Raw genomic sequence first — 26,302 nt, forward strand, 5'->3', positions numbered from 1 at the left:
TATGTGGAATCTATTATATTGGCATTGGTTGGCTTTAGCGCTCATTCTAATCATTGCTGAAACATTAGGAGCTGCTGGGTTTCTAGTAGCTTTAGGTATGGCAGCGGCAGCGACTGGGATAATAACCTGGGTTTTTAGTATAGGTTGGCAGTGGCAACTTATTTATTTTTCTTTATTATGTATTGTATTCGCTATTGCTTGGTGGCTTGTTTTAAAAAAACGAACTGCTAAAGATCCGTCGTTCATGAATAAGCCTTTTCATAGCATGCTAGATCAAACGGTTACCTTAGTTGAACCGATTAAAGACGGCAGAGGCGTTGTTCGTATTAATGATGCGCCTTGGTTTGTTAAAGGCCCTGAGCTACCAGCCGGTACCAAGGTTAAAATTGTAGCCATTGAAGGTACTATTATGATAGTTGAGCCACTTATTGCAAATGGCAAATGTCCATAATCGCTTCGGCCCACTGCTCAGAATCATTAAGACAGGGAATTAAAGTAAATACTTCTCCTCCTGCGGCAAGCCACTGTTCACGTGCCCTTATGCCTATTTCTTCAAGTGTTTCTAAACAGTCTGCTACAAATGAAGGACAAACAACCGCAAGGCGCTTTACTCCTTGGCTGCGAAGTTCAGATAAAACGTAATCAGTATAAGGTTTAATCCAAGGTGTTTTTCCTAAACGAGATTGAAAGGCCATACTAAATTTATCAGCAGGTAAAGAAAGCGCTTGTACTAATTCTTGGGTGGTTTGTTGACACTGTGCCTTATAGCAGACAGGGTTAGCTAATTTGGCTGGGGGGCAGGTTTTACAAATAGATTGACAGCCGATGGCTGTTAAATGTCGTTCAGGAATACCATGATAGCTAAATAATATATAATCATGGTTATTAATATGAGGCTTAATGAGGGCTGCTTGGGCAGTAATGAAACTAGGATGACAATAAAAATCGCTAATAACTTGCAGGGATGGATGAGTAGGATTCTTTGCTAAAAGCTTAAGCGTTTTTTCCAAAGCTGCCCCTGTCGCCGCCGAAGAGTATTGTGGGTAAAGGGGTAATATAGTGAGATGGGTACATTGTTGCAGTTCTTCTAATGCTTCATTGATTGAAGGCTTGCCATACTGCATGGCCAAAGCTACCTGAGTATAGTTTAATTTGGTTTTTAACTTAGCCATCAGTCGTTGATGATTAATTAATAAAGGTGAGCCTTCTTCTGTCCAAATGGCTTGGTAAGCGTGCGCAGACTGTTTTGGTCTGAAAGGAAGAATGAACAGGTAGAGTAGAAGATATCTTAGCGGGGCGCTTAAGTTGATTACACGCTTGTCAGCCAGAAATTCTCGTAAATAGCGGCGCACATCAGTTGTATTAGGCGAGTTAGGCGTACCTAAATTAATTAACAGTAAACCATTTTTCATCTAAATAACTTAAAAATAAAATAATGGGTATAATAATACATTAGAGTAATTTTTGCAGGAATTTATAAGAAATTAAGGTGAAGTTACTGTCAGTAAGGGACCTATAGGCGCATTTTAAATGTTAGCAAATTTATTAGCCTGACATTTAAGAGACAGCTGAGCCTTAAACAGGCTCTTGCTCTCTTTCTTCGGCGGTGACAACTACATTTGCCGCATGCAATCCGCGTTCACCTTTCACTAAATCATAACTTACAATTTGGCCTGGGTTTAGCGTTTTATAGCCAGTACCATGAATAGCAGAAAAATGAACAAAAATGTCTTCACCACCACCCTCAGGTATAATAAATCCCCACCCTTTGGCATTGTTAAACCATTTGACTTCGCCTGTAGCCATGAATCCTCCTTTTGCTAAAGCTTATCAATCGTCGGCTGAAGTAATCAGCTGGCCATTGCATTCGTCCTTAAATGACAATTGTTAGCCCATTTATATGGGGTTAATTCAACATAGCGCAAAAGGTTATAACCCACAATAGTTTTTAGATGATTTTTCTAAATTATTAATTAACAACTGCTTTTTTTTAATAAAGAAATAAAAAATTTAAGCTGACTTGAAAAAAAATAAGCATCAGAAAATTTAAACTAGTTGCCTAATTATAAATATTGATCTAATGGTTGCTGATCAGGAAACATTTCGGCTAAGGAAATGGAAAACCCATCTTCTCGAACGATTCGGGCATGACGCCTTTGCAACTGCCTGGGCTCATCAACACCGCAGGAATGGCAGATGATAGCCACTTCATGGGCCATGTTATTGGCATAATGAAAAACACGTTCTGCTTTATCTTCTATAACCAGCCCACGTTGTAAATTAGGATTATGGGTTGCAATGCCTGTAGGGCAAGTATTTTTATGGCATTTTAAAGATTGAATACAACCTAGAGCAAACATAAAGCCTCTTGCTGAATTAACAAAATCGGCCCCAGCGCATAATGAAAAAGCGACGGTAGCGGGAGTAATCATCTTACCACTGGCAATAACAACAATTCGTTTGCGTAAATTATATAAAATAAGAATATCAACTAATTTGGGTAATGATTCTTGAATAGGGATTCCCATATAGTCCATTAAACCTTGCGGCGATGCGCCTGTGCCACCATCAGCACTATCGAGGGTAATAAAATCCGGTGCATGATGAGTACCTCGTTTGTGAATTGCTAAACATAAATCATGAAGCCATTCATAACTCCCTAGAACAAATTTGCAGCCAACCGGTTTACCTGTAATTTTCCTTATATGCTCAATGGCATCTAAAAGCTCTTCTACATTAGCAATATCAGTATGGCGATTAGGACTAATTGAGTCTTGATGGGGCGGGATACCGCGTATCTGAGCCACTTCAGGTGTCACTTTAACAGCTGGTAAAATGCCGCCCTTACCTGGTTTTGCACCTTGACTAAGCTTTATTTCAAACATTTTTACATTGGGATGAGCCGCTAACTCCCGTAGTTTTTTATCCGACAAATTACCTTTTTCATCACGAACCCCATATTTAGCGGTGCCAATTTGTACAATTAAATCACACCCACCTTCAAAGTGATAAGGTGAAACACCACCTTCACCTGTATTAAGCCAGCAGCCTGCTTTTTTAGCCCCTCTGGAAAGCGCTTGGATAGCAGGCTTAGAAATTGCACCATAACTCATGGCTGAAATGTTAAATATATGATTACTAGTATACGGATGCTCACAATAAGGACCGATGGTTAGCGGTTTAATTGCAGCTTCAGTAATGAGCGGCGGAAAAGGCGCACTGACGAAGTAGACTGTTCCTGGTATATGAAGTGGGCGGGTAGAACCAAAGCCAATCGTTGTATCAACATTTTTAGCCGCGCGATACACCCAGGAGCGTTCCGCGCGGTTAAAAGGTAATTCTTCCCGCTCATCAGCAAAAAAGTATTGACGAAAAAATTCACCAAAAAATTCAAAAATATAACGGAAGTGGCCAAGGATAGGGAAATTACGTAACACAGAGTGGGATTTTTGAATCCTATCATAAACATAAAGGGCAATTAAACAAACTATTATTCCTAAGATAATCGTGAGAATAATAACTTCATTAAATTCAAATGCTCGAAAAATAAAAACATCTTTTTTACTTAAATCAATATTTTCCACAATCACACCTTTAACAAAAGGATTAATCTAAATTCAATTATGTTTAATAAATTTAGCTTAAGCCATTATTTCTTAAATATAATCCAATTATAGTCCTTTAAAAATAAAGCGTAAAAATAAGTTATTGGAATTTTGCCAGACAAATACCTAGCAAATTTTTTTTTCGACAGACCTCGTCTTGCTACTGACGGCTTAGAAACTAGCTTCTAACCTGGTGATTAGTCTTTTATTTAGCTAATTAAATCTTAAGATGACTTTATTTTAATATATTAGTATATAATTAAATCAACACTGATTGGTTTTAGGAGGAGGGATATGACAATAGAGACTTCGTTGGCTAACCATTTGTTAATCGCTATGCCTTCTTTAGCTGATCCTAATTTTGAAAGAAGTGTTATTTATGTATGTGAGCACCATCCACAAGGTACAGTTGGCTTAATTATTAATCGTCCAACTGAATATTACCTTAGCATGGTCTTTGAGCAACTACATATCTTGCCCGCACGGCCTGAACAAAGCCAACGTCCTCTATTATTTGGTGGACCAATTCAACCGGAACGAGGCTTTGTCATCCATCGCCCTAGTGGTGGCTGGCGTTCTAGTTTATCCTTACAAAATGATGTTACGGTAACCACATCTAATGATATTATACGTGCTATCGCAGAAGGCTCAGGCCCGCAAGATGCCTTAATTACTTTAGGTTATGTTGGCTGGACGGATAACCAATTAGAGCAAGAAGTGCAAGAAAATGTTTGGTTAGTTTGCCCGTATAAACCTGAGCTATTGTATGATGTTCCTTTCACCCAGCGCTGGGAGTATGCAGGCTCAATGATAGGCATTAAAATGTCTCAATTAAGCTCATCAGTTGGTCATGCTTAATAAAAGGTAAAATCAAAGCTGCCAATAGTTGGCATTGTATTAAAATAACTTGTTTTATAAGTTGCTAATATTGGAGTAAGCATGCCGACCGGTGTCTATCTAGGTTTTGATTTTGGGTTTAAACGAATTGGCATGGCTGTTGGGCAGAAAATTACGGCAACAGCGCGGCCTTTAGCAACAATTCAGGCGAGCCAGGGCGTTCCAAACTGGGAGGTACTGCGAAAATTAATTAAAGAATGGCATCCTGAGGCCCTAATTGTAGGGCTGCCTACCTGTATAGATGAAAGTGAACTCTACACAACCAAAGCGGCAAAGAGGTTTGCCAAGCAATTAGAAAAGCAGTTTAACTTACCCGTTCATTTAGTAGATGAACGTTTATCTACAATAGAAGCGCGTGCTTACTTGTTTGAAGAAGGAGGATATCGTAAGATTCAGGCTTCTCAAGTTGATAGTATTGCTGCTTGCATCATTTTACAGCAATGGCTGCAGCAAATTGAAAATAAGCCATGAATCATTTTTTAGAAATTAGTCAATTAACCACCTCTCACATTGAAAGGTTACTAAAGCGAGCGATGCTCTTTAAGCAAACAGGTAATTATCCTAATTTTTCTAGCTACAAGCTTGCCAATTTATTTTATGAAAACAGTACGCGTACGCGGGTAAGTTTTGAGCTGGCGGCTAATCACTTATCCATCTACTCTGTTAATCTTGCCTTAGCTGCTTCTTCTGAAGCGAAGGGCGAGATTATTGAAGATACGATTCATACGTTGGCTGCTATGGGTATTGACTTATTTGTGATTCGTCATAAACAAGAAGGCATACAGCAGCACCTAGCTGAACATATTAATTCAAATATCCATATCATTAATGCTGGTGACGGTAAGCACGCGCATCCTAGCCAAGCGATGTTAGATTTAATGACCATTATGGAGTATAAGCCGAATTTAGAGCAACTTAAAATTGCTATTGTCGGTGACTTACGTCATTCGCGCGTAGCAAACTCATTGCAATGCCTATTTGCATTAATGAGTGTTAAAGAATTAGTATTAGTTGCACCTTCAATGTGGCAACCGAGCCAAGTACACTATGGCAGGGTGACTAATTCTCTAAAGGATGGTCTTGCTGAGGCAGATGTGGTTATCTGTTTGCGCATTCAAAACGAACGGCTAACTGAAGATGAAAGCATAGACTTAGATGTTTATCGCGCAAATTATGCCATAACTTCACAAGCCCTATGTAATGCAAAAAACGATGTAATGGTCATGCATCCTGGCCCTATAAATCGAGGTGTTGAAATTGAAAGTGATGTCGCTGATGGCCCGCATTCAGCTATTTTGCATCAAGTAGCAAATGGTGTTTTTATGCGAATGGCCATTATAGAGAGTTTATTAATTTAGTATCTTAATAACATTGTCATTCTCGTATGGCATTGTTATGTGGATAAATTAAAATGTAGCTCAGGCGCAGGCCCATAGGGCTGGAACCCGGGTTTTACTTCGCACCCAGGCTTGTTTATTTAGTATGAAATAAATCACAATCGAATTACCGCGGCGTGTCTGCGGTATCCAGTGAAGTGGCACTGACGGGTATGGATACCGTGGTCAAGCCACGGTATTTCGGACTTCTCGTATGGCATTGTTGCGTGAATAAATTAAAATGTAGCTCAGGCGCAGGCCCATAGGGCCGGAACCCGGGTTTTACTTCGTGCCCAGGCTTGTTTATTTAGTATGAAATAAATCACAATCGAATTACCGCGGCGTGTCTGCGGTATCCAGTGAAGTGGCACTGACGGGTATGGATACCTTAGACACGCCACGGTATTTCGGACTTAAGTTAGATAAAGCAAGTAGAGGCTGTCTTAAAAAAACACAAAAACTTTTAATGAAATTTTGCTTGCTTTTAAAGACAGTATTTACTTGCTGTGCTTAACTCAACCTTTGGTAAGTCGTCATTGCGAACCTTTACACCGTAAAGGTGAAGCAATCCAGATCGGTGCTACTTATAACACCCGACCTGGATTGCTTCGCTTCGCTCGCAAAGACGAGCGCCATGCTAATAAATCCTATGTTTAAATCTAATGAAAAACATTTAAATAGATGGTGCCTGCAAGGTCTGCCTAAATGATAAGGCCTGCTTTAAAGTGTCTAGCGTTACTTCTTCTTGTTCCTCTAAATCGGCTATTGTTCTTGCGACTTTTAATAATCGATGGTAAGCACGGCCCGATAGTTTTAATTTTACCATGGCTTGATTTAAGAAATTTTGTTTTTTTTCATTGATATAACAGAGTTTCTCACAATCCTTAACTAAAAGATTAGTGTTAATCACACCTTGCCGTTTTAATTGTAAATGGCGAGTTTTTTCTACCTTTATTCTTATCTCACTACTGCTAATTTCATTAACGCTATGCTGTTTAAGAAGCTCTTCAGGCTTGAGGGCTTGTACTTGTATATGCATATCGATTCTATCGAGCAATGGCCCGGATAACTTAGCAAGATAGCGATTAATTCTATCTGGCGTACAACGGCAGGTACCTTGTGAATTCCCCCAGTGGCCACAAGGGCAGGGATTCATGGCTGCAATTAATTGAAATCGAGCTGGAAATTCAGCTTGAATTGCGGCTCTAGAAATACAAATATTGCCAGATTCTAACGGTTCGCGCAGGGTTTCTAAGACTTGTTTACTAAATTCTGGTAATTCATCAAGAAATAACACGCCATGATGAGCTAATGATATTTCGCCAGGTTTAGGTGGGTTACCGCCACCTACTAAAGATACTGGTGAGGCGGTGTGATGCGGTGCCCGAAATGGTGGAATACACCATAGCTGATAATTAGGAAGCCGTCCTTGAATTGAATGAATAGCAGCACATTCTAATGCTTGTTCTTCTGAAAGCTCAGGTAGCAGTGACTTAAAGCGCTTCGCAAGCATGGTTTTACCGCTACCAGGAGGGCCACTTAATAAAATACTATGTCCGCCTGCCGCAGCGATGATCATTGCTTTCTTAGCATGATATTGGCCTTTAATATCTGACCAATCAAGTTCTTCCTCACGCAAACTTAGTGGGCGCGTAGGTAATGGTTGTAGCGGCATCTCTTGGCAAAGATAATGACATACTTCTCGTAAACAGCTTGCTGTATAAATATTGTCATAGCCGGTAATGGCAGCTTCTGCTGCATTAGCTTCGGCAATAATCATTGTTTTTTGTTCACGCATCGCAGCAATAATCATAGGAATAACGCTAGGAACAGGTCTTATTTCTCCACTTAACGCAAGTTCGCCAATAAATTCATGATTAATTAGCTTGTCATTAGGAATCTGCTTAGAAGCAGCGAGAATTCCAATGGCAATGGGTAAATCAAATCCGCTACCAACTTTTGGTAAGTCAGCTGGTGCTAAATTAACTGTGATTTTACGGCAGGGAAATTCAAATTGACTATTGATAATGGCACTACGCACGCGATCTTTACTTTCTTTTACAGCAGTCTGAGCAAGGCCAACCATGGTAAAACTAGGTAAACCATTGGACAAATGCACTTCGACTGACACTAAACGCGCGTCAATGCCTAACGCACTACGCGTGGCACTACATGCAAAATTCATATTTTTCCTTAAATGAAGTTGGACGGTGTTATTGTTAACTGTTCTTAAGTTACGTCATTTTTATTATTCTTTTTAATTAATTCATCGACTTGTGTTTGTAATTGCTCGAGTTTCTCACGTGTGCGTGCTAACACCTTAAGCTGAATGTCAAATTCTTCACGTGTCACTAAGTCCAGGCGCGCAAAGGTTGTTTGTAACACGTCTTTAAATTTTTGCCGTGTTTCTTGCTCAATTGTTTGCAAGCTATTTGGCAGTACCGCAAAAAGTTTTTTCGTTAATTCATCGAATAGTTTAGAATCCAGCATGAAATTCCTTACAGTTAAGCCTTTAGCTAATTTTACAGAATATACTACAGCAGTCACTAATTTTAATACGAATTCCTTAGCTGAGAAATGAATTTAAATGATTTTTAAACTTTCCAGTTAAAGATAAAATGAGGATGAATGTTATGAAAATGCTTACGGCAATTATTAAGCCATTTAAATTGGATGATGTTCATGAGGCATTGATAGAGATAGGGGTGCCAGGGATTACTATTTCCGAGACACGTGGGTTTGGCAGACAACGAGGGCATACTGAGCTCTATCGCGGTGCAGAGTATGTGGTTGATTTTTTACCTAAAATAAAAATTGAACTTGCTCTGCCAGATAATATGGTTGAGTCTGCTATTGATGCAATTTGCAAAGCAGCTTACACCGGTAAAATAGGGGATGGGAAAATCTTTGTTTATGATCTTCAGCAAGTTGTGCGTGTGCGTACAGGTGAGGTAGGGGAAGATGCACTTGGGTAATTATTATAAGACCCCTGGCACTAAAAAAATCTACTAGCTATGCAAGAGGTCTAATGATTAACGTAGTTGCGAATTAATAAATAACCATTCTGCTTGGCTAACTGGCATGACAGATAAGCGATTGCCTTTGCGCAGCAGCGGCATATTAGTAAGCTCTGGGTATTGTTTTAATTGGCTTAAGGAAATGGTTTGATTAAATTTTTCTTTAAAGGTGATGTCTACCATAAACCAGCGTGGGTTCTCTAGTGTGCTTTTAGGATCAGGGTGGTCACTAAAAGGGTCAAAAGCGGTATGGTCAGGATAAGCTTGACTGCTTACTTCAGCAATTCCAACGATACCTGGTATGTCACAATTAGAATGATAAAAAAAGACTAAGTCGCCTATGGTCATTTTATCACGCATGAAATTACGGGCTTGGTAATTACGAACACCATCCCAATGTGTTGTTTTTTCTGGTGCATGATAAAGGTCATCAATACTGAAACAAGTAGGTTCAGATTTCATTAACCAATAATTATTCATTTTTACTCCAGTAAATATGATTTGGTGTAATAACTGCTGCTAAGGGGACATCCCATTCTTGGGGTGCTATAAAAGGCTGGCGCTGGAAATCATAGGCAACACCAATAAGTAAGGGGTTATCTTCTCCATTAGCCAACGTACGATCGTAATAGCCTGCGCCCATACCTAAACGTGTGCCATGTTCATCAAAAGCCACTAAAGGTAAAAATATTAAATCTAAATCTTTAGGTGCAATCGCATGAGTTAAATCAACATCCGGCTCAAGAATACCATAACGATTTTTTTTGAAAGGCGTAGCTGGAGTGGCTGGCAAAAATAAAAGCTTTTGTTCTTGATTAACAACTGGAAAATAGCAAAATTTTCCCTGCAAGGGGGCGGTTTTCCATAAGTGATGAAGCGTAATTTCTCCCCTATGAGCCTGGTATAAAGCAATTCGCTTAGCATAACGATACTGTTTAAGATGACGAATGTGGGCATATACCTTTTCGGAAGCTGCTATTTGATAATGACGTGGTAGTTTTCCCCTTATTGCGCAATTTGTATTGCGGAGAATTTGTTTAAATCGATCTGCCATAGTTAAAAAGTGAGCGTAAGATTGAATTAATTCATCTTTTATAATCAGGATCCCATATAAATGCTACACATTTATGGGATAACGTTCGTTTAGCATACTAACGAGCGCTGATTATGACTTGATTTGGTAATTATATACAAGTATTTAAGATTTCATTTTTTTTGCTTAACTATCTAGGCATCTTACAAAAAATGTTGTATATAGCCGTTCTAGCAATGTGTTGATAATTGCAATAAAAGATTGCTAGACATTAAGCTTACATATCAATCTATATTGAGCAGGTATGTTTTAATATTTAAGGTTAAGCTAACTTAAAGTAAGTGATTGCTTTTAAATAAAATAAATACTCAAAGACGTGCCTAGCCTATATCGGTCAAACTTATTAAAGTTATTCAATTAGCTAATGAGAGAAAGTAATGAGTGATTTATTTGATGAAGATGATGATCTAATGGAAGAAGTATTTAGTGCAGATGACACGGTCCCTATTGATTCGGAAGACATGCCATCTAAAAATACTGTTTTGGATGCTAGACGTCGTCTTGAACAAGTTTTAGAAGAGAAGCGTCTTCGTGATGAGCTTGATGATTTTGTAGATTATTAAACCATGTCTTTAAACATTGTCTTTCAAAGACAAGATAATGGCATAAGCTTTACAAGTCATGACCGTCTCTTATTAGGTGAAGGACTTTTTGAAACAGTAAAGGTTTTACATGGTGAGCCTTGCTATGCGAAGCTTCATTGGCAAAGGCTTAGTTATGCTGCTAAATTTTTAAGGATTCCATTTTACCTTTCTTTAAACGATTGGCTGGCTAATCTTTCCCTTTATATTAAAGCAGTAAATCTTAAAAATGGTGGTATTAAAGCTGTTTTAAGTGGTGGCAGTGCGCCAAGAGGTTTAAATGCTATAGGCCAAACCCCATACCTTTTTTTAGAAGCGTTCAACTATATACCTAATGATGCGCCAATAATTCTTACTAAGGCACCTTGGCTTCGTGACAGTAATAATCCCATTTATAGAGTTAAATCAATTAATTACCTTGAAGCAATTATGGCTTATCGCTATGCCCAAGAAAAAGGCGCAGAGGATGCGTTATTTTTCAGCCTAGATAATTTTGCCCTAGAAACGACTATCGCCAATATTTTTCTAATTATTAATGAGCAACTTATTACCCCACCTTTATCCTGTAACATTTTACCAGGCATCACGCGAGGTCGCATTTTAAAAATTTGCAAAAAATTAAAGAAAACCTGCTTTGAGCGTCAGGTTACTATAACTATGTTAGCGCAAGCAGAGGCTTTGTTTATTTGTAATACACTGCAAGCTATTCGTCCGGTTAAAGCTTTCGATGAATTTAGTTATTGTGAAAAGCATCCCTTGGTAGAGAAATTAAGGCAATTATTAACCTAATATCATTTTTAAGGGTTTTTTTCGCCACAAACTTGAAAAAATGTTTTATAAATTGAAAAAAGATGCTATAGCTTAAATATATTTAATAAAACCTTAATTTTGTTTTGCTACTCTTAACTTGTAAGAATTAATGAGAGGTGCTTTATGGCAAATAGCACAAAAAATATATTAGCAGGCTTAGTCAAAAATGAGCCTATAGGTACTAAAACAGTAATTAAGGGCGATGAACTCATGCCAAATAAGGCTGTCGTTGCAGGCCCAACAAGGTCTTTGGCTGATATTACTGAGATGTGTATGGCTAATTCTACGCCTCGTAAAGGGGATTTTGATTTAACGCCTCAGAGCTAATTAGCTGATTTAATCGTTCTATTAATAAGGCTAATTTTGCTTCTTATTTCATGTTCCTTCTTCTATAAAATTTAGTTTTCTTAAAAATTCACCCTTCATTAAATGAATAGCATCAGTATGATATATACTTACAAGAGTATTCGACATCAGAAATGTCTTTTGCTATCGTAGACCAAATTAAAAGAGCAATTGACGTTAAGTGATTTAAGGTTGTTGGAGGTAGCTTATATGGCTGGTTTTGCTGAGACATCACATTGGCGTGACTCTGCAAGAAGTGCTCGTTTTTTTATTGTAGATGCACGAGCAGCATTTCCTATTTTTTTATTTTTAATGCATATTCGATTCTGGACTGCTGCATTAGTTGTTATATCTGCTGTTTTTTTTGGGATCATTGAGCATTATGGTTTTACTGTGCCGGTGTTTTTAAGATGGATTAGAAGTTTTTTTGCAGGCCCTGTTAAATCATCTCAACCTTGGTGGCGATAAGTATGAGCACAGATATTCGTAAAAGCATGGCGCTAATTGCTGCTTCGATGAATGCTAAATTTTATTTAAACGATCGCTTTGTTAGTTTTGATGAAGTATTTTCAGAAACGGGTCTATTACCGGCTATTGCTCGACGTGCTGATCAATTATGCTCCCTTTGTTTAGGCTATGGGCTAGGGGCCACCTTTGACGAAGCGGAAAATGCACTGTTAGGAATTCGAGTTGTCTTTGATGAAGTAACCCCTAATTCATTACGTTTATTATGTATGACTGATGTTCTTAATGAACTTATTCAAGGCGGGCCAAGTCGCGATCACACGCCCCTTGATGAATTAATGTATGACTAGATATCGCAATACAGTAAAGGCTTAAATAAGTTATGACGCTTTATTTAAAAGAGTTGCTTGTTTTTTCTCACTTTATTCACAAAAAATTATTCAAATAGATTTAAAAATAACTAAAATAATCAATTGTTAAGCTTTTCGTAGTTAGAGAAGAAAGCTATTGAATGTTAACTGATGTTGTTGTATAATTAATGTACATAAAATGGATACCAAAACTTAACTTGCTATAAATTTTGGCGGAAAGAGATATTAATCAATCGATTGTAAAAAAATTGCAATTTTTATGTGTTTTTAAGTTTCTCTTAAGCAAAATTCTGTTAAGCTATAACTGTCATCTAAAGGGTTGGGATTTACAATGAGTAATTACAGCGCAGCTTCTCAAAGGTTTAGCCTCTTTCAAAAAAATACTACATCTACCGCTGAAAAAGGCCAAGCTAGTGTAAAAACAGAGGCTATAGGAAAAGAAATTGTACAAGAGGGTAGAGCAGAAATGACCAGATTTTTGGGTGCTCTGGATAAGTTTTTGACTATAAATAACAATAGTAATAATAAACAAGCCCGTTCAATTTTAAGTGAAACTAACCGTGGTATTGAAACAATTGTTACCAAAGGCCCTGAATTTAACGCTGAAAAAGAACTACAAGCTCAAGCTAATGAGCAAAATAACGAGCATTTAACTGAATCTCAAGATGTTACCCCTTCTTATTCACGTCCTTAAAATTTAAAACAGTATTCAACTTTTCCTAGTTGAATGCTGTTATACTTCCTTTATATTTAGTTCAACCTATTTGTTTTTAAGAAATTCGTGCTATGAATAATAACGATCTAACTGAGCAACAAATAAAAGCAATCCTAAAGCTATTAGAAAATGCGATTAACCAAGGCCCTTGGGAAGGATCTAATTTTCTAAAAGTGATTGGAAAGAGCTTGCAAGACTTTCATAGCAAGCTTGCTACTCATTTAGATTCTGCAGAGCAGTTAAAGAATAAGCCTAGTCATGTAGGTGGTAAATCGCCTAATCAAAACCAACAAGAAGTATTTATTTCTTTGTATACGACGGAAGGTAATAATATCCAAGCTTGGGAACGCATTTTAATTAATTTACCTCGTCACATGATTTCTCGGCCTATTTACGAAAACGAAGAAGATGTTAAAAATTTAGTTAAATCAAAGGAAAATAAATTAAACGAGGCTTATGTTTCTATTTTTGTAGATAAAAGCCATATTTTATCCGTCCCTCCGGATAGGGCGCCTAGGGATAAATTTGGTAAAGTGCTTTTGACCTTAAGGGATAAGTCGCTAGATCTTAATCATGTCAACTATTTCGTCCATCTTTCTGGTACTTATCATTATGTAAGAGGGCGTTTAATAATGGCTGCTTAGTTGTATCTCGCGATATAAAATGTAATTTAATTGTATTAATTATTAAAGTGGATAGAAGTACAAGCAAGTGTTACATAATTTGAGGAAGAAATTTTAGTTAAAGAGCGGGTTATATAGGCAGCTGCTCAAGGTGTAGAACATTCATTGCAAAGTAATTAAAATCTCTACAATTTTAGCTGCTGCAAGTATAATGATAAGTATATACTTGAATAAAATAACTGAGTTTAGGTAGCCAATGGCCCAACAACCACAGCAAGGGGGTGGCGGAAACACCGATAATTCCATGGCGCCAGTGTGGATTACAATACTGGTATTTTTGGTTTTATTTGTCATCTGGCACACTGCCCATCAATATATTGTATCTTTTATTTTTAATTTAAATGTTATACAGGCTAAATTAATCAATTTATTTATTGAAGATTCTAAGCTTGCTAATGATGTTTACTTAATGCAGACCTTAAATCCTGCGTCTGTTCAGTGGCAGCAACTTGTGCAGCTTACAGAAAGTGTGGGTGATTATATTCGTTATCCGATTGTTGTTATTTTAGTTTGCCTAGCTATTTTATTATACAAATCAAACATTACGTTAAAATTTCGTAGAGCCCATGACATGAAGTCATTGCGCGCACAAGAGCAATTTAACTGGCCAGCTATCATGCCAGTAGTTAAAGAAGATATTGTGAGTGAGGATGTTAGTAAAGGTCCATGGGCAATGGCGCTATCCCCTATGGAGTTTGCACGTAAATATAATTTACTCAAAAAAGATGATGCTATACTAGATAATCCAGTTCCAGGCATGGAATTTACGGCTGGTGTTCGCCGTGGTGATGCAAAGCGAGTTTTTACGCTACAACTAGGCCCTTATTGGGAAGGTTTTGAGCGTTGTCCACCACAAGCTTATGCGCTAGCCGCTGTATTTATGGCGCGTATTAATCGGGATCGTGCCGCTGCAAGTATGATTTTAGAAAGGTTAGATAAAACCTGCGCCGAAGGTAAACCAGATTTTTCAGTAGCAAGGCCTATTTTAAAAAAATATGAAAATACTGAGCTTATTCAAGAAATAACAAACGGCCACGCTTATATGTTGACTGTAATGGCTTCTTTATTAGCAAGTGCACGTAAAGACGGTGTTGTCCCTAGCGCAGAATTTTTATGGTTAAAGCCCCTAGACAGGCGATTATGGTATATGCTTAATAGTGTTGGTAGACAAACGCCATTTGCTGAGGTAGCAGGCCCATTTGCGCATTGGGTTGCAGAGAAAGCACTAGGTAGGCGTTCGTTAGTACCTATGATTGATGAAGCGATTAAAGCGCTAGAGATAGCCGTGAAGGAAGTTAAGTTGTCTCCGCGTGAATTGCAGGAGTTAAAGCCATGATGCGTGGTATTGATTCAAGGCATGAAATTGATCCGACGTTGCTTTTACGAGACACTCGTACTATAGGGCAGCGTATTGCAGATTTTTTTTCAGACCCAACGAATATATCAATAGTGTTAGTTACCTTAGCAGGCGTAGCCTATTATGCTTCTGCGGTTGCTACACTCATGTTAATTGTCGGATTTCTTAGTTTTCTGTATAGCTATACTCGAAAACAAACGCTTCCTTTTAGATTACCACGAATTGCCCACGTAAAGGATTACAATGATTTAAAGCCTGGTATCCAAACACCGAATGTTGCGCGCGGCATCACCTATTTTGGTAATGATAGAAAAACAAATGAAGAGCTTTGGTTTGCTAATGAAGATATGCGAACGCATGCATTGATATTTGGCTCAACCGGTAGTGGTAAAACAGAAGCCTTAGTTTCATTGGCATTTAATGCGTTAGTTCAAGCCAGTGGATTTATCTATGTAGACGGTAAAGGCGATAACTCACTGTATGCTAAAGTTTTCTCTATGGTACGCAGCATGGGGCGTGAGGACGATCTACTCCTTATTAATTTCATGACGGGCGCTAGAGATATTATCGGCCCACAAGAAAAACGCCTGTCTAATACACTTAATCCTTTCTGCCAAGGATCATCAAGCATGCTAACGCAATTGGTTGTTAGCTTGATGGGTTCATCTAACCAATCCTCGGATGGTGATATGTGGAAAGGCCGGGCAATAAGCTTCGTGGAAGCCTTAATGAAATTGCTGGTTTATATGCGAGATGAAGGCGCTATTTTACTAGATGCTAATACTATTCGTAATTATTTTGATTTAAATCGCTTAGAAGCGATTGTTATTGATAAAGTTTTCCCGCGCGATGAGCAAGAAAGTATCAACATTGAATCAGTACCTAAATTAGTAACTGACCCCCTACGTAACTATGTATTTAACTTGCCTGGTTATAATAAAGAAAAGAAAGGGAAACAAGTATCACAAGTACTAGAACAGCATGGTTTTATTACGATGCAATTAACCCGAACGTTTTCTTCTTTAGCAGACACGTATGGCCATATTATTAGAACTAATCTTGCCGAAGTAGACTTTAAAGACGTCGTCTTAAATCGTCGCATCTTGGTTGTATTGTTACCTGCTTTAGAAAAATCACCTGATGAGTTAGCTAACTTAGGAAAAGTCATTGTCTCTTCGTTAAAAGCGATGATGGCGGCAGGTTTAGGTGAAGAAGTAGAAGGCGATTACCGCGATGTGATTGAGCGTAAAGCAACTAATGCGCCTACACCTTATATGTGTATTTTGGATGAGTATGGTTATTATGCGGTACAAGGGTTTGCAGTGGTGCCTGCTCAGGCTCGTTCTCTAGGTTTCTCAGCTATCTTTGCTGGTCAAGATTTGCCAGCGTTTCAGAAAGCGTCTAAGGAAGAGGCTGCTTCAATTGGTGCAAATACCAATATTAAGATTTGTATGAAGCTTGAAGATCCAACGGAAACATGGGACTTCTTTACTAAAACGGCTGGTGAAGCTTATGTCACTAAAGTGGATTCTTTCCAAACCAAAGAAACCAGTATTGCAAATAGCTATATGGATACTAAAAGTTCTTCCTTTGAAAAACGGGCTCGTATCGACTTATTAGATTTAAAAGAACAAACTGAAGGTGAGGCGCATATTTTCTTTAAATCAAAAATTGTGCGTGCTCGCATGTTTTATGCCAATCCTAAGCCTGTTAAGAAATTAAAATTAAATCAATTCTTAAAAGTTGAACCACCTGCTGATGATTATTTAGCAAAATTACAAAAACAACTTTCTGGATTCCAACGTATCTTAGATAGTGGTGATTTAAGTATTAATAAAAACCTTGAAAGTGAAGAGATTACTCTGATTACGAAAGCATTGCATGAATCTACGGTTGCTGAGCCAATAGAGCGGGGTGTGGCCGCCTTACTTGCTTATCATGGCCATAATGAATTGCCGCCTCTTGAAGAAATCGTTGAGGAAGAAGAAGAGGGTGCCTTAACTATCTTTAGTAAGTTGCGACAGCAAGCAGGATCATTGCCAGTCCTAGTTAAGGATACTGAGCAGTTTTCTCAACCGCTATTGGATGTCAATAGTACACGCAATTACTTATCTAATATTGAGCGACTCAGTGGAGCAAAGGATAAATATGCGGGTTCCATTGCCAATGAGCTGATTAAGGATTTCAAAACAGCGACTAGTTATCCACCAGAGGAAAGAGATTATATTAGTGCCGAAGACTTAGCAGATTTGGCTAACCAACTTGCTGACAAACTCATTAGTGAGCGTGAAAAAGCTAAATTAGAAAGTAAAGAAGAATAAACTTATGTGTTTCGAAGGTTTACGATAGTCTTTCTGATCTCAAGGAGCTTAGCTATCAGTGCCAGCAAAGGTTTAAGGCCCGGGGCTGCCGTAAACACGCATAAAGCCATCCTAGCGCTCTCGAAGCACATCCTTGTGCTTCGAAGGTTTACGCCAGCCCCGGGCCTTAGACCTTGGCTACTAACATAGTGTGGATACCAGCTCTCGTCTTTGCGAGCGAAGCGAAGCAATCCAGTTCAAGCTTTAACAAACGTACCTGACTATATTCTTTCACCTTTACTTCGTAAAGATTCGCAACGACTTCGTTCGCAACGACTTCGTTCTTCTAGCTTGGTTTTCTATGTAATAATGCTTACGGCCATCAATGAAATTTAGAAGAGCTATTGCTAAATACTTGACAATAAGTAGAGCGTGAGGTAAGTAAGCTGCTGAAATAATACAAATTGTTTAGAGCTTACGAAAACCCCTAATCTTTTGTTAAACATATTTTTAATTCGGTTATTTAATTTATCTAGATTTCCTCATTAAGCATATGCTTTACCTCCTCCTTCGGTTTTTGTAGGTCTTATTATTGATTTCATAATGTGCATCTTTAAAGATGTTTAATGAATTTTTTACGAATGGCTTGTAACGCGAAGATTTGTATGTTTTGATTTGAATAAAATGAATCGGCAATTATTGGTACTGGGATTTTAAGTGAGACGAGTGCGTGTTGGTTTTTTAACGATGTTAAACCGATGTTCTATTATAGTAGCTTCGCTAATGTTGGTAGGCTGCTGTTGTGGAAATGGCAAGCTATTGCTTCTTAAACACGAAGGCTTTAAATTACCTAGACGTGTTGCTGGTTCTTCAGATGCCTATGTTATTGCACAGCAAGCAGGTTTTGCTCGCTGTGGTGTTAAAGTTATCACGATTGGCTCAGACTATTTAATTAGTATTCCGTCCGCTGCTTTGTTTGCTGATCAGTCTCCGAGAATAAAATGGGAATCTTATACAATTTTAAATAAAGTTGTTAAATTTATGCAGCAATTTAGAAAGGTAGGGGTTAATGTTACCAGTTATAGCACTCAATATGTGTCTTCTAAAAGAGAGCAATCATTAACCTTAGCGCGGGCACGAGCAGTTGCTGATTATTTGTGGTCTCAAGGCGTGGATAGTCGTTTTATTTTTGCTGAAGGGGCGGGTAGTGAGAAACCCATTTCAACATTTACACCTGGGGGAGAGCGGACAGTAAATTCACGAATAGAAATTACTTTCCGAGATGCTGTAGCATAACTATATTTAGATGCTGCCATTGGTTAAGGTGTTAAAATGGTTTTGATGGTGGTTAAGTATGTGTTAGTTAAAGCACAATAATTTTTAGAAAATAATAAACATATATTGCTTAATGCCTTAAATGAGGTTTAAATGAGTCGTCAGTCTTGGAATAGGATAAAACAATCTAAGTCATTTTACGTAGTGACCTATAGGCGAGCATTAAAGTTTTTACTACTGTCTATGGCGACTAATGTGCTGTTATGTATTGCTATAGGTTATATTTATCTAAACGAGCCAGTGCGGGCATTTTATGCCACAAGTGGCATTACTCCGCCTATTGAGCTTACTCCATTAGCTACGCCAAATTATACATCACAGTTCATACTTCCACCTGACCCAGTTGATGATAATGAAGAAAAAGCCATACCACAATAAAAAGAGGAAAATATGGTTAAAGATGCGCTAACAGCGGTAAACCTTCGCAATGAATTTTATCGCGATGGTCAACGAAAAATGATTTTAGGATTGCTGATTTCCATTCTTACCAATTTAATTTTGGGAAGCATGTTAGCGTACCTATTAACTCACCCGCCAGCGCCAAAATATTTTGCGACCAGTATCAATGGCCGGATTATTCCTCTTTTCCCACTTAATGAACCTAATCAGGCTGATTCAGCTGTATTGCAGTGGGCTAACCAAGCTGCAATTGCTGCCTTTACTTATAACTTTGTTAATTATCGGGATGAATTACAGGCAGCATCAGGATTTTTCACCGCTGAAGGTTGGCAGCAGTTTTTAACAGCATTACAGCAATCTAATAATTTAGATGCAGTTAAAGCTAAAAAGCTCATTGTATCTGCTGTGGCAACAAGAGCACCTATTATTTTGCAAAAAGGTATATTAAATGGTCGTTACTCTTGGCGAGTACAGATGCCAGTGTTAGTAACTTATCAGAGTGCGAGCGAATTTTCTCAGCAAAATAATGTGGTTACTATGCTGATAACGCGGGTATCAACACTTAATTCACCTCGAGGTATAGGGATTGCCCAATTTGTGGTTGGCCCAGCTAGTGGTGGAGTAACCTAATGATGTCTAAAATAAAAAAAAGTATCGCTGCGCCATTTGGTTTGATGCTTGCTATAGGCGCGCTGCATATACCCTTATATGCCGCTGATCAATCAGATTCGGCCCAGCAAGCGCTACAGCAGTTGCGCTTATTACAACAACGCTTAGCCAATCAACAAAACCAAGCAGGGGATGCCAATACAGCAAGTGGCGCTAGCACGACCACAAGTACAACGAGCACAACCACACCTACACCGCCTACAAGTGTTGTGCCAAACATAGCCACTACACCTGCAACAACAAACACAACGACAGCGGTTACTACAACAACTAATGCAGCACCCCCAACTACCTCTACTACCGTAACAACGACGGCTCCAGGGCCAGGCCAACCAGCAGTAAATCCAGCGCCAGTTGTAAATCCTGAAGTGATAGATGCTCATGCGTTTGAAGGCGTTGCTCGCCAATTATTTCCTTTAACGCCAGAACAGACTATACGGTTAAAGCAATTGTTTCATACGTCAGAATATGCTCAAGCTTCGCCAGCTGGCACGCCACCTAAACCAACGGCAACATCGCAATTTGTCAACTTATCTCCAGGGTCTACACCACCTGTTATTCGTTTAGCGCAGGGTTTTGTCTCTTCCTTAGTTTTCTTAGATTCTACAGGGGCTCCATGGCCTATTAGCGCCTATGACCTTGGTGATCCCTCCTCATTTAATATTCAATGGGATAGAACGAGTAATACGTTAATGATTCAGGCGACTAGGTTATATAATTATGGAAATTTGGCTGTTAGATTAAGAGGATTGAACACACCTGTCATGTTAACGCTTATTCCTGGTCAAAAAGCAGTGGATTACCGAGTTGATTTACGTGTTCAAGGATATGGTCCCCATGCGGTCAGTATGCCTACTGAAGTAGGGCCACCACCCAGTGCAAATGATATTTTATTACACGTGCTTGATGGTGTACCGCCTGGTGGGAGCCAGCGTTTAATTGTTAGTGGCGGTGATGCACGAGCATGGCTGTTAAATAATAGAATGTATGTCAGGACTAACCTTACGATTTTATCGCCAGGATGGATTAGTAGTATGACAAGTGGGGATGGTATGCATGCCTATGAAATGCAAAAATCACCTGTTTTACTTGTGTCTTGGCATGGAAAAGTCATGCAGCTTAAGGTAGAAGGGTTATAATCAAATGGCAGGTAGAAAAGAAAATCTAAAAGCGTTATTCACCAATACCCGGTCACGCGTTATTATTATTTTTACGTTAGTACTATTAGTTTTAGCCGTTTTATATGGATTAACCCGTTTTATGCGTTCTACTGACGATGCCTCGCTAGGTCGTTCTGATGTAACCAATGCGCCTGGCATTCAGTCTATTCCTGGCGCGCTTGATCCAACTATTCAATATGCTAAGTTGCAAGAGGCACAAAATGTATCACAAGCCCAGGCTGCGTTAAAAACAGGTGGTAGTGCTATACCGACAATTGTACGCTCTCAAGAGCTTGGCGCTGGCGTGCAAGGTATAGGATCTCAAGGTGGAAAAGGAGGCTTGAGTTTTACAGGGCTTAACATTGCTGAGCAAGCAGGCACTCAACGAGATTTGTGGTTACAAGATTTGCAAAATAATAATTGCAGTAAGGCAACGGTTACTAAAGTTGTGGCACAAGGTGCAAGTCTCGCCGTACTGCGAAATGCTTGTAGCTGTATTCAACTTAAAGATGTCGGCTATCAAATTAATGCGTTGCAGCAGGTATGTTCTTGTCAGGAATTAAAAGCAGCTGGTTTTAATGCCAGCCAGTTTAGAAGTATAGGTTATACTGCCGAACGCTTACGGACTTGTCAATTTAATGCTTGTGAGCTTCGCGCTGTTGGTTTTACAGCTCAAGAATTAAAAGATGGCGGATTTACTGATGGCGAGTTAAAAGGGGCTGGTTTTAATGATCAAGAGATAGCTCGTGCAAGTGGCTTACCCCATAATATTTCAATAGGCGATGTACGCTCTGCTGACTGCCAACCTGCAGCATTAGCTCGTTTGCGCGCAGCTGGTGTTAGTGCTGGTGCTATTCGACGTATTAATGGTTGCAGTGCAGCGCAGTTAAAAGCTGCTGGCTTTACAGCACAACAATTAAGAAATGCTGGATTTACTGCCGCAGACTTAAAAAATGCAGGCTTTACTCCGGCCCAATTACGCCAAGCCGGTTATAGCGCCCGTGATTTGCTCAATGCAGGTTTTACACCAGCTGATTTAAGCCAAGCCGGTTTTTCACCTGCTGAAATTGCTGCTGCGCAATCTCAATTACCGCCAGGGATTACAGCAGACGAGATAAGGCAGGCTGATTGTAATGTGGCTGCGCTACGCAATGAACGATTAGCGGGTGTTAGTGCAAGGCTTATTCGTCAGTATGCGGGCTGTAATCCGCAAACGCTACGAGCCGCAGGATTTACCGATGATGATTTAGAAAATGCAGGTTTCACACCAGCGCAGATAAATGCAGGCACGACACCTGTTAGTGATGATACGATTCGGGCTGCGGGCTGTGATCCTGCTAAATTAAGAATTTTACGTAATCAAGGCGTAACAGCGAAAGAAATTCATGATCTAAATGGCTGTGATGTACAAACATTAAGAGCAGCTGGGTTTTCAAGAGGTGATTTAGAAAATGCAGGTTTCACACCAGCTCAGATAAATGCAGGATTAACGCCAATTAGTAATGATGTAATTCGTGCTGCTGATTGTGATCCTACTAAATTACGCACGTTACTTAATCAAGGCGTATCAGCGAAAGAAATTCATGATCTAAATGGTTGTAGTGCCCAAACATTAAGAGCTGCTGGATTTAGCCCTGCTGATTTATTAGAAGCAGGATTTTCGCCTCAAGATTTAGCTGCAGCAGGCTTTACGCCAGACCAAATTAGAGCAGCTTTAGCAGATCCTACTGTGGCTATTCGCGCTGCTGATTGTGACCCTGCCAAATTAGCTAATTTACTAAGACAAGGGGTTTCAGCTGCTCAAATACGCGAATTAAATGGCTGTAGTGCTCAAACTTTGCGGGCTGCAGGCTATAATGCTAGCGCTTTAGCGGGTGCAGGTTTTTCACCGCAAGATTTAGCCGCAGCAGGGTTTACACCAGCGCAGATTAGTCAAGTAAGTACCACGCCTGCTGCATTAATAGCGGCAGGCAGGACTGCTGATTGTAATGTCGCAGCGCTAAGTGCTGCTCGCGCCGCCGGTGTTTCAGCAGCCACGATTAGAGAAACATTAGGTTGTGGTGCTGCGGCCTTAAAAGCAGCTGGTTTTTCAGCAGCAGACTTAAGAAACGCAGGCTTTACTGCGGCAGAATTAAGAAATGCAGGTTTTACAGCTGACCAATTGAAAGCAGCAGGATATACAGCAAGAGAATTGCGCGATGCTGGTTTCTCAGCGCGAGATTTAGCTAATGCAGGTTTCACACCAGCACAGCTAAGAGAAGCGGGTTTTACAGCTGCACAAATGAAAGCTGCAGGTTTTAATGCCGGTCAATTAAGAGCGGCTGGCTATTCTGCCAAAGACTTAAAAGATGCAGGATTTAGTGCAGCAGACTTAAAAGCGGCCGGCTTTAGTGCTCAACAATTAAAAGAGGCAGGGTTTAGCGCGCAAGATTTAAAGAATGCAGGATTTAGTGCTTCTGACTTAAAAGCAGCGGGTTTCACAGCACAAGATTTAGCTAATGCAGGCTTTACAGCAGCGGAGCTACAAAACGCAGGCTTCAGTCCGAATGATATTGCTGGTGCCCAAGCAGCAGGTGCACAAATTCCAGGACTTAATGCGCCACCAACAGGCCTAGGTTCAGCTTCAGCGATTCCTGCTATTGGGGTTACAGGGCCGGGTGTTACTACCGTTAATCCTTATGCTAGTAATATTCCAGCGGCTAACCTGGCTGCTGCTAGAAATGCTCAAATGCAGGCTGTTTTAGACCGGCAAAATCAACAGATGGCTGACCAAAGATACCAGCAGCGCATACAAGATAGGCAGTCACAAATGCTAGGCGCAGCAAATCAATATCTGCAAAATTGGTCAAGAGTGACAACTCAAGTCTATAGTGCTGGAAACCCAGAGACTAAAGCGACAACAAAAGTAACAACGGTTACTAGAGGACCAACTAATAGCCCAGCCACACTCATAAATTCAAATAGTAATGCGCCACCGCAAAAGGCTTTAATTAAAACAGGTGATATTCTTTTTGCTGTAATTGATACCTCAATAAACAGTGATGAGCCAGGGCCAATTTTAGCAACGGTTGTTTCTGGCCGATTCAAAGGTGCAAAATTAATTGGTAGCTTCAATTTGCCTAATAATGCTGACAAAATGGTGATAAGCTTTAATACGATGTCTGTTCCGGGTGCAAATAAAAGTACTTCAATTAATGCTTATGCAATTGATATGAATACTGCTAGAACTGCTCTTTCAAGTCGTACTGATCATCATTATCTATTGCGCTATGGTTCGTTGTTTGCCTCTTCTTTCTTGGAAGGATTCGGTAACGCATTTCAGTCAGCGAATACGCAAGTTACAATTGGTGGTACCGGCGGCGGTGATAATGTTACCATTCAAAATGGTATTGGGCGCTCTGCGCTAGAAAACGCTGTTATTGGCTTGGCAACCGTAGGTAAAAATTGGGGCCAAGTGGCACAGCAGCAATTTTCTACGCCTACGACAGTCTATGTCTATTCTGGTACGGGAATAGGTGTATTATTTACTCAAGATTTAATGACTCTTTAACCTAAAAGTAGGTAGGACATGGTAGATAAAATTCAAGATAATGATGAATATGAATTTACAGATTATGACACTATTAGCCCTGATCCCATGGGGCGCGATGATGAGGTTATAGAAAGGCGTACAACGGAAGTTCATTCTACTTCGGGAAGGAGTAATGTGCTTAGGAATGCGCTTATTGCAGTAGCCCTCATTATTGTAGCGTTAGTTGTTTATAAATTTGTAAGTTCTTTTTTCACTAAAAGAACGACATCTATTGATGCGAGTATTCCCTCGGTCACACCTTCTACAGATCAGACAGCGACAACTACTACTAATGGTATGACACAGCCTAATGGTGCAACATCTACTATAACAACGCCACCTATTACTGACACCACGCAGCAAACGCAACCGACCGACATTGCACCGATTCAAACAACGACGTCATCTACGTCTACCACAACGACTCAAACACCGACAACAGTAACTACTCCTCCTTCACCAGATATAAGTCAACTTGATCAAAAAGTCTCTGCTTTGGACATAAATCAGCAAAATATTCGCTCAGATATAGGTACTTTAAGCAATCAACTTACCTCGATCAATACAAATATAAGTAATTTAAATGTAAAGATGGACAATTTGAGCCAAATTATTACTACACTTTCTGCTACAATTGAGAGGCAGACAAATCAACTTACTGCGTTAACAGTGGTTAAAAAAGCACCAAAAATAAAACGAGTAGTACGGCGTGTTATTGCTCCTCGTACTATCTATTATATTCAAGCTGTTATTCCCGGTAGGGCGTGGTTAATTGCATCAAATGGGTCTACACTTACGGTAAGGGAGGGCACGAATATTCCAGGATATGGTGTAGTTAAATTGATTGATCCTAATCAGGGGCGTGTTTTGACAAGCTCGGGACAAATAATTAGGTTCAGCCAACAAGATAGTTGAGGCATTTTATGGCAACAGGTGGCGGTTCAATTGGCAACTCAATAGCCTCTAGTGCAGATATAATAATTAATATTGCGCAAAGTTTATTGCCTGTAGAGCGGCTTATAACAGGGGCTGCGTATGTTATAGGAATATCTTTTGCGTTTAAAGCCATCTATACTTTAAAGTCCTATGGAGAGGCGCGCACGATGATGTCTAGCCACGCTAGTTTAAAAGAGCCTTTAGCTTATTTATTTGTAGCGGGAATTTTTATTTATTTTCCTACCGGGTTAGCTATTCTGCTTAACACCACGTTTGGTTCTTCTAACATCCTTCAATATGCGTCTGTAAGTAGCCAAAATCCCACACTAAACACTCTATTTGGGGGTGATAGTATGGTTGGTCAATCTTTAGCGCTTGTTATTCAAGTTATTGGAGTGATCGCGTTTGTAAGAGGGTGGGTATTGATTGCGCGCTCGTCCTCACAAGGTCAGTCCCCAGGGGGGCTAGGTAAAGGGATGGTTCATGTTTTTGGTGGCATTCTAGCAATGAACATTGTTCTTACTTTAGAAATAATTAATAATACATTATATGGCACAAGTTAATTTATAGGAGAAGAAAAGTGAAAAGCTCGTCTTTTTTTGAAAAAATTCAAGTTA

General features: G+C 39.4%; 28 protein-coding genes. 21 read left to right on the top strand and 7 right to left on the bottom strand.

Annotation, left to right across the window (positions count from 1 at the left end; genetic code table 11):
* The first annotated feature begins 1 nt into the window (after nucleotide 1).
* Nucleotides 2-451, top strand: coding sequence for an NfeD family protein (locus DYE47_RS03285; protein ID WP_115301897.1), 450 nt, complete (start codon nucleotides 2-4; stop codon nucleotides 449-451).
* Here the strand turns inward: DYE47_RS03285 and hemH are convergent.
* From hemH to DYE47_RS03300, 3 genes are all read right to left on the bottom strand, one after another.
* Nucleotides 426-1,412, bottom strand: a complete 987-nt coding sequence (hemH, locus tag DYE47_RS03290; RefSeq protein WP_115301898.1) for a ferrochelatase — start codon at nucleotides 1,410-1,412, stop codon at nucleotides 426-428. The two genes, DYE47_RS03285 and hemH, sit on opposite strands and share 26 nt — an antisense overlap.
* 163 nt (nucleotides 1,413-1,575) lie before the next feature.
* Nucleotides 1,576-1,806, bottom strand: a complete 231-nt coding sequence (locus tag DYE47_RS03295; protein WP_115301899.1) for a cold-shock protein — start codon at nucleotides 1,804-1,806, stop codon at nucleotides 1,576-1,578.
* Nucleotides 1,807-2,063: 257 nt separating this feature from the next.
* On the bottom strand, nucleotides 2,064-3,584 hold the full coding sequence (locus tag DYE47_RS03300; protein WP_242604253.1) for an FMN-binding glutamate synthase family protein: 1,521 nt from the start codon (nucleotides 3,582-3,584) through the stop codon (nucleotides 2,064-2,066).
* Between the two features lie 315 nt (nucleotides 3,585-3,899).
* Here DYE47_RS03300 and DYE47_RS03305 point away from each other — a divergent pair, with 315 nt between their 5' ends.
* From DYE47_RS03305 to DYE47_RS03315, 3 genes are all read left to right on the top strand, one after another.
* The gene (locus DYE47_RS03305) at nucleotides 3,900-4,463 is read left to right on the top strand and encodes a YqgE/AlgH family protein (protein ID WP_115301900.1); all 564 of its coding nucleotides are present in this window, start codon (nucleotides 3,900-3,902) and stop codon (nucleotides 4,461-4,463) included.
* Between the two features lie 81 nt (nucleotides 4,464-4,544).
* A complete protein-coding gene (gene ruvX / locus DYE47_RS03310) occupies nucleotides 4,545-4,973 on the top strand; it encodes a Holliday junction resolvase RuvX (RefSeq protein ID WP_115301901.1) in 429 nt (142 codons plus the stop codon).
* On the top strand, nucleotides 4,970-5,860 hold the full coding sequence (locus DYE47_RS03315) for an aspartate carbamoyltransferase catalytic subunit (protein ID WP_115301902.1): 891 nt from the start codon (nucleotides 4,970-4,972) through the stop codon (nucleotides 5,858-5,860). Before ruvX ends, DYE47_RS03315 begins: the two co-directional genes overlap by 4 nt.
* Nucleotides 5,861-6,551: 691 nt before the next feature.
* Here DYE47_RS03315 and DYE47_RS03320 read toward each other — a convergent pair.
* Both DYE47_RS03320 and DYE47_RS03325 read right to left on the bottom strand, forming a co-directional pair.
* Nucleotides 6,552-8,063, bottom strand: a complete 1,512-nt coding sequence (locus DYE47_RS03320; protein ID WP_115301903.1) for a YifB family Mg chelatase-like AAA ATPase — start codon at nucleotides 8,061-8,063, stop codon at nucleotides 6,552-6,554.
* Between the two features lie 44 nt (nucleotides 8,064-8,107).
* Complete coding sequence (locus DYE47_RS03325) at nucleotides 8,108-8,368, bottom strand: accessory factor UbiK family protein (RefSeq protein WP_115301904.1); 261 nt, start codon at nucleotides 8,366-8,368, stop codon at nucleotides 8,108-8,110.
* 143 nt (nucleotides 8,369-8,511) lie between these two features.
* On the opposite strand from DYE47_RS03325, the gene DYE47_RS03330 reads away from it, so the two are divergent.
* On the top strand, nucleotides 8,512-8,853 hold the full coding sequence (locus tag DYE47_RS03330) for a P-II family nitrogen regulator (protein WP_115301905.1): 342 nt from the start codon (nucleotides 8,512-8,514) through the stop codon (nucleotides 8,851-8,853).
* A 57-nt stretch (nucleotides 8,854-8,910) separates the two neighbouring features.
* Here the strand turns inward: DYE47_RS03330 and DYE47_RS03335 are convergent, their stop codons facing one another.
* On the bottom strand, nucleotides 8,911-9,375 hold the full coding sequence (locus tag DYE47_RS03335; RefSeq protein ID WP_115301906.1) for an EVE domain-containing protein: 465 nt from the start codon (nucleotides 9,373-9,375) through the stop codon (nucleotides 8,911-8,913).
* A complete protein-coding gene (locus tag DYE47_RS03340) occupies nucleotides 9,368-9,949 on the bottom strand; it encodes a 5-formyltetrahydrofolate cyclo-ligase (protein ID WP_115301907.1) in 582 nt (193 codons plus the stop codon). The genes DYE47_RS03335 and DYE47_RS03340 overlap by 8 nt, the downstream gene beginning before the upstream one ends.
* A 416-nt stretch (nucleotides 9,950-10,365) precedes the next feature.
* Here DYE47_RS03340 and DYE47_RS03345 point away from each other — a divergent pair, with 416 nt between their 5' ends.
* From DYE47_RS03345 to DYE47_RS03420, 16 genes are all read left to right on the top strand, one after another.
* Nucleotides 10,366-10,551 carry a PA3496 family putative envelope integrity protein gene (locus DYE47_RS03345; RefSeq protein WP_115301908.1) on the top strand — a complete coding sequence of 62 codons (186 nt, stop codon included), beginning with the start codon at nucleotides 10,366-10,368 and terminating at the stop codon, nucleotides 10,549-10,551.
* A 3-nt stretch (nucleotides 10,552-10,554) separates the two neighbouring features.
* Nucleotides 10,555-11,358 (top strand): aminotransferase class IV, encoded by an 804-nt coding sequence (locus DYE47_RS03350; protein ID WP_115301909.1) that lies wholly within the window; start codon nucleotides 10,555-10,557, stop codon nucleotides 11,356-11,358.
* Between the two features lie 144 nt (nucleotides 11,359-11,502).
* Nucleotides 11,503-11,706 carry a hypothetical protein gene (locus DYE47_RS03355; protein WP_115301910.1) on the top strand — a complete coding sequence of 68 codons (204 nt, stop codon included), beginning with the start codon at nucleotides 11,503-11,505 and terminating at the stop codon, nucleotides 11,704-11,706.
* A gap of 228 nt (nucleotides 11,707-11,934) precedes the next feature.
* A complete protein-coding gene (gene icmT / locus DYE47_RS03360; protein WP_115301911.1) occupies nucleotides 11,935-12,192 on the top strand; it encodes an IcmT/TraK family protein in 258 nt (85 codons plus the stop codon).
* Nucleotides 12,193-12,194: 2 nt separating this feature from the next.
* Complete coding sequence (locus DYE47_RS03365) at nucleotides 12,195-12,539, top strand: type IV secretion IcmS family protein (protein ID WP_115301912.1); 345 nt, start codon at nucleotides 12,195-12,197, stop codon at nucleotides 12,537-12,539.
* Between the two features lie 352 nt (nucleotides 12,540-12,891).
* A complete protein-coding gene (locus tag DYE47_RS03370) occupies nucleotides 12,892-13,254 on the top strand; it encodes a hypothetical protein (protein WP_115301913.1) in 363 nt (120 codons plus the stop codon).
* Nucleotides 13,255-13,346: 92 nt separating this feature from the next.
* Nucleotides 13,347-13,919 (top strand): Dot/Icm secretion system protein IcmQ, encoded by a 573-nt coding sequence (gene icmQ / locus DYE47_RS03375; protein WP_115301914.1) that lies wholly within the window; start codon nucleotides 13,347-13,349, stop codon nucleotides 13,917-13,919.
* Nucleotides 13,920-14,154: 235 nt separating this feature from the next.
* Nucleotides 14,155-15,294, top strand: a complete 1,140-nt coding sequence (icmP, locus tag DYE47_RS03380) for a type IVB secretion system coupling complex protein DotM/IcmP (protein ID WP_115301915.1) — start codon at nucleotides 14,155-14,157, stop codon at nucleotides 15,292-15,294.
* Nucleotides 15,291-17,636, top strand: coding sequence for a TraM recognition domain-containing protein (locus tag DYE47_RS03385; RefSeq protein WP_115301916.1), 2,346 nt, complete (start codon nucleotides 15,291-15,293; stop codon nucleotides 17,634-17,636). Before icmP ends, DYE47_RS03385 begins: the two co-directional genes overlap by 4 nt.
* Before the next feature lie 696 nt (nucleotides 17,637-18,332).
* Nucleotides 18,333-18,911 (top strand): type IVB secretion system protein IcmN/DotK, encoded by a 579-nt coding sequence (gene icmN, locus DYE47_RS03390; protein WP_115301917.1) that lies wholly within the window; start codon nucleotides 18,333-18,335, stop codon nucleotides 18,909-18,911.
* Between the two features lie 132 nt (nucleotides 18,912-19,043).
* Nucleotides 19,044-19,328 (top strand): type IVB secretion system protein IcmM/DotJ, encoded by a 285-nt coding sequence (gene icmM / locus DYE47_RS03395; protein ID WP_115301918.1) that lies wholly within the window; start codon nucleotides 19,044-19,046, stop codon nucleotides 19,326-19,328.
* 12 nt (nucleotides 19,329-19,340) lie between these two features.
* Nucleotides 19,341-19,979, top strand: coding sequence for a type IVB secretion system apparatus protein IcmL/DotI (locus DYE47_RS03400; protein ID WP_115301919.1), 639 nt, complete (start codon nucleotides 19,341-19,343; stop codon nucleotides 19,977-19,979).
* A gap of 44 nt (nucleotides 19,980-20,023) precedes the next feature.
* A complete protein-coding gene (locus DYE47_RS03405) occupies nucleotides 20,024-21,157 on the top strand; it encodes a DotH/IcmK family type IV secretion protein (RefSeq protein WP_115304000.1) in 1,134 nt (377 codons plus the stop codon).
* A gap of 4 nt (nucleotides 21,158-21,161) precedes the next feature.
* Nucleotides 21,162-24,728: a type IVB secretion system protein DotG/IcmE gene (gene dotG, locus DYE47_RS03410; protein ID WP_115301920.1), complete on the top strand. Its 3,567-nt coding sequence runs from the start codon at nucleotides 21,162-21,164 to the stop codon at nucleotides 24,726-24,728.
* Between the two features lie 18 nt (nucleotides 24,729-24,746).
* The gene (gene icmG / locus DYE47_RS03415; protein WP_115301921.1) at nucleotides 24,747-25,664 is read left to right on the top strand and encodes a type IVB secretion system protein IcmG/DotF; all 918 of its coding nucleotides are present in this window, start codon (nucleotides 24,747-24,749) and stop codon (nucleotides 25,662-25,664) included.
* 8 nt (nucleotides 25,665-25,672) lie between these two features.
* On the top strand, nucleotides 25,673-26,248 hold the full coding sequence (locus DYE47_RS03420) for a type IV secretion protein IcmC (protein ID WP_115301922.1): 576 nt from the start codon (nucleotides 25,673-25,675) through the stop codon (nucleotides 26,246-26,248).
* Nucleotides 26,249-26,302 lie beyond the last annotated feature (54 nt).

This window comes from Legionella beliardensis (assembly GCF_900452395.1).
GTDB classification, from domain to species: domain Bacteria; phylum Pseudomonadota; class Gammaproteobacteria; order Legionellales; family Legionellaceae; genus Legionella_C; species Legionella_C beliardensis.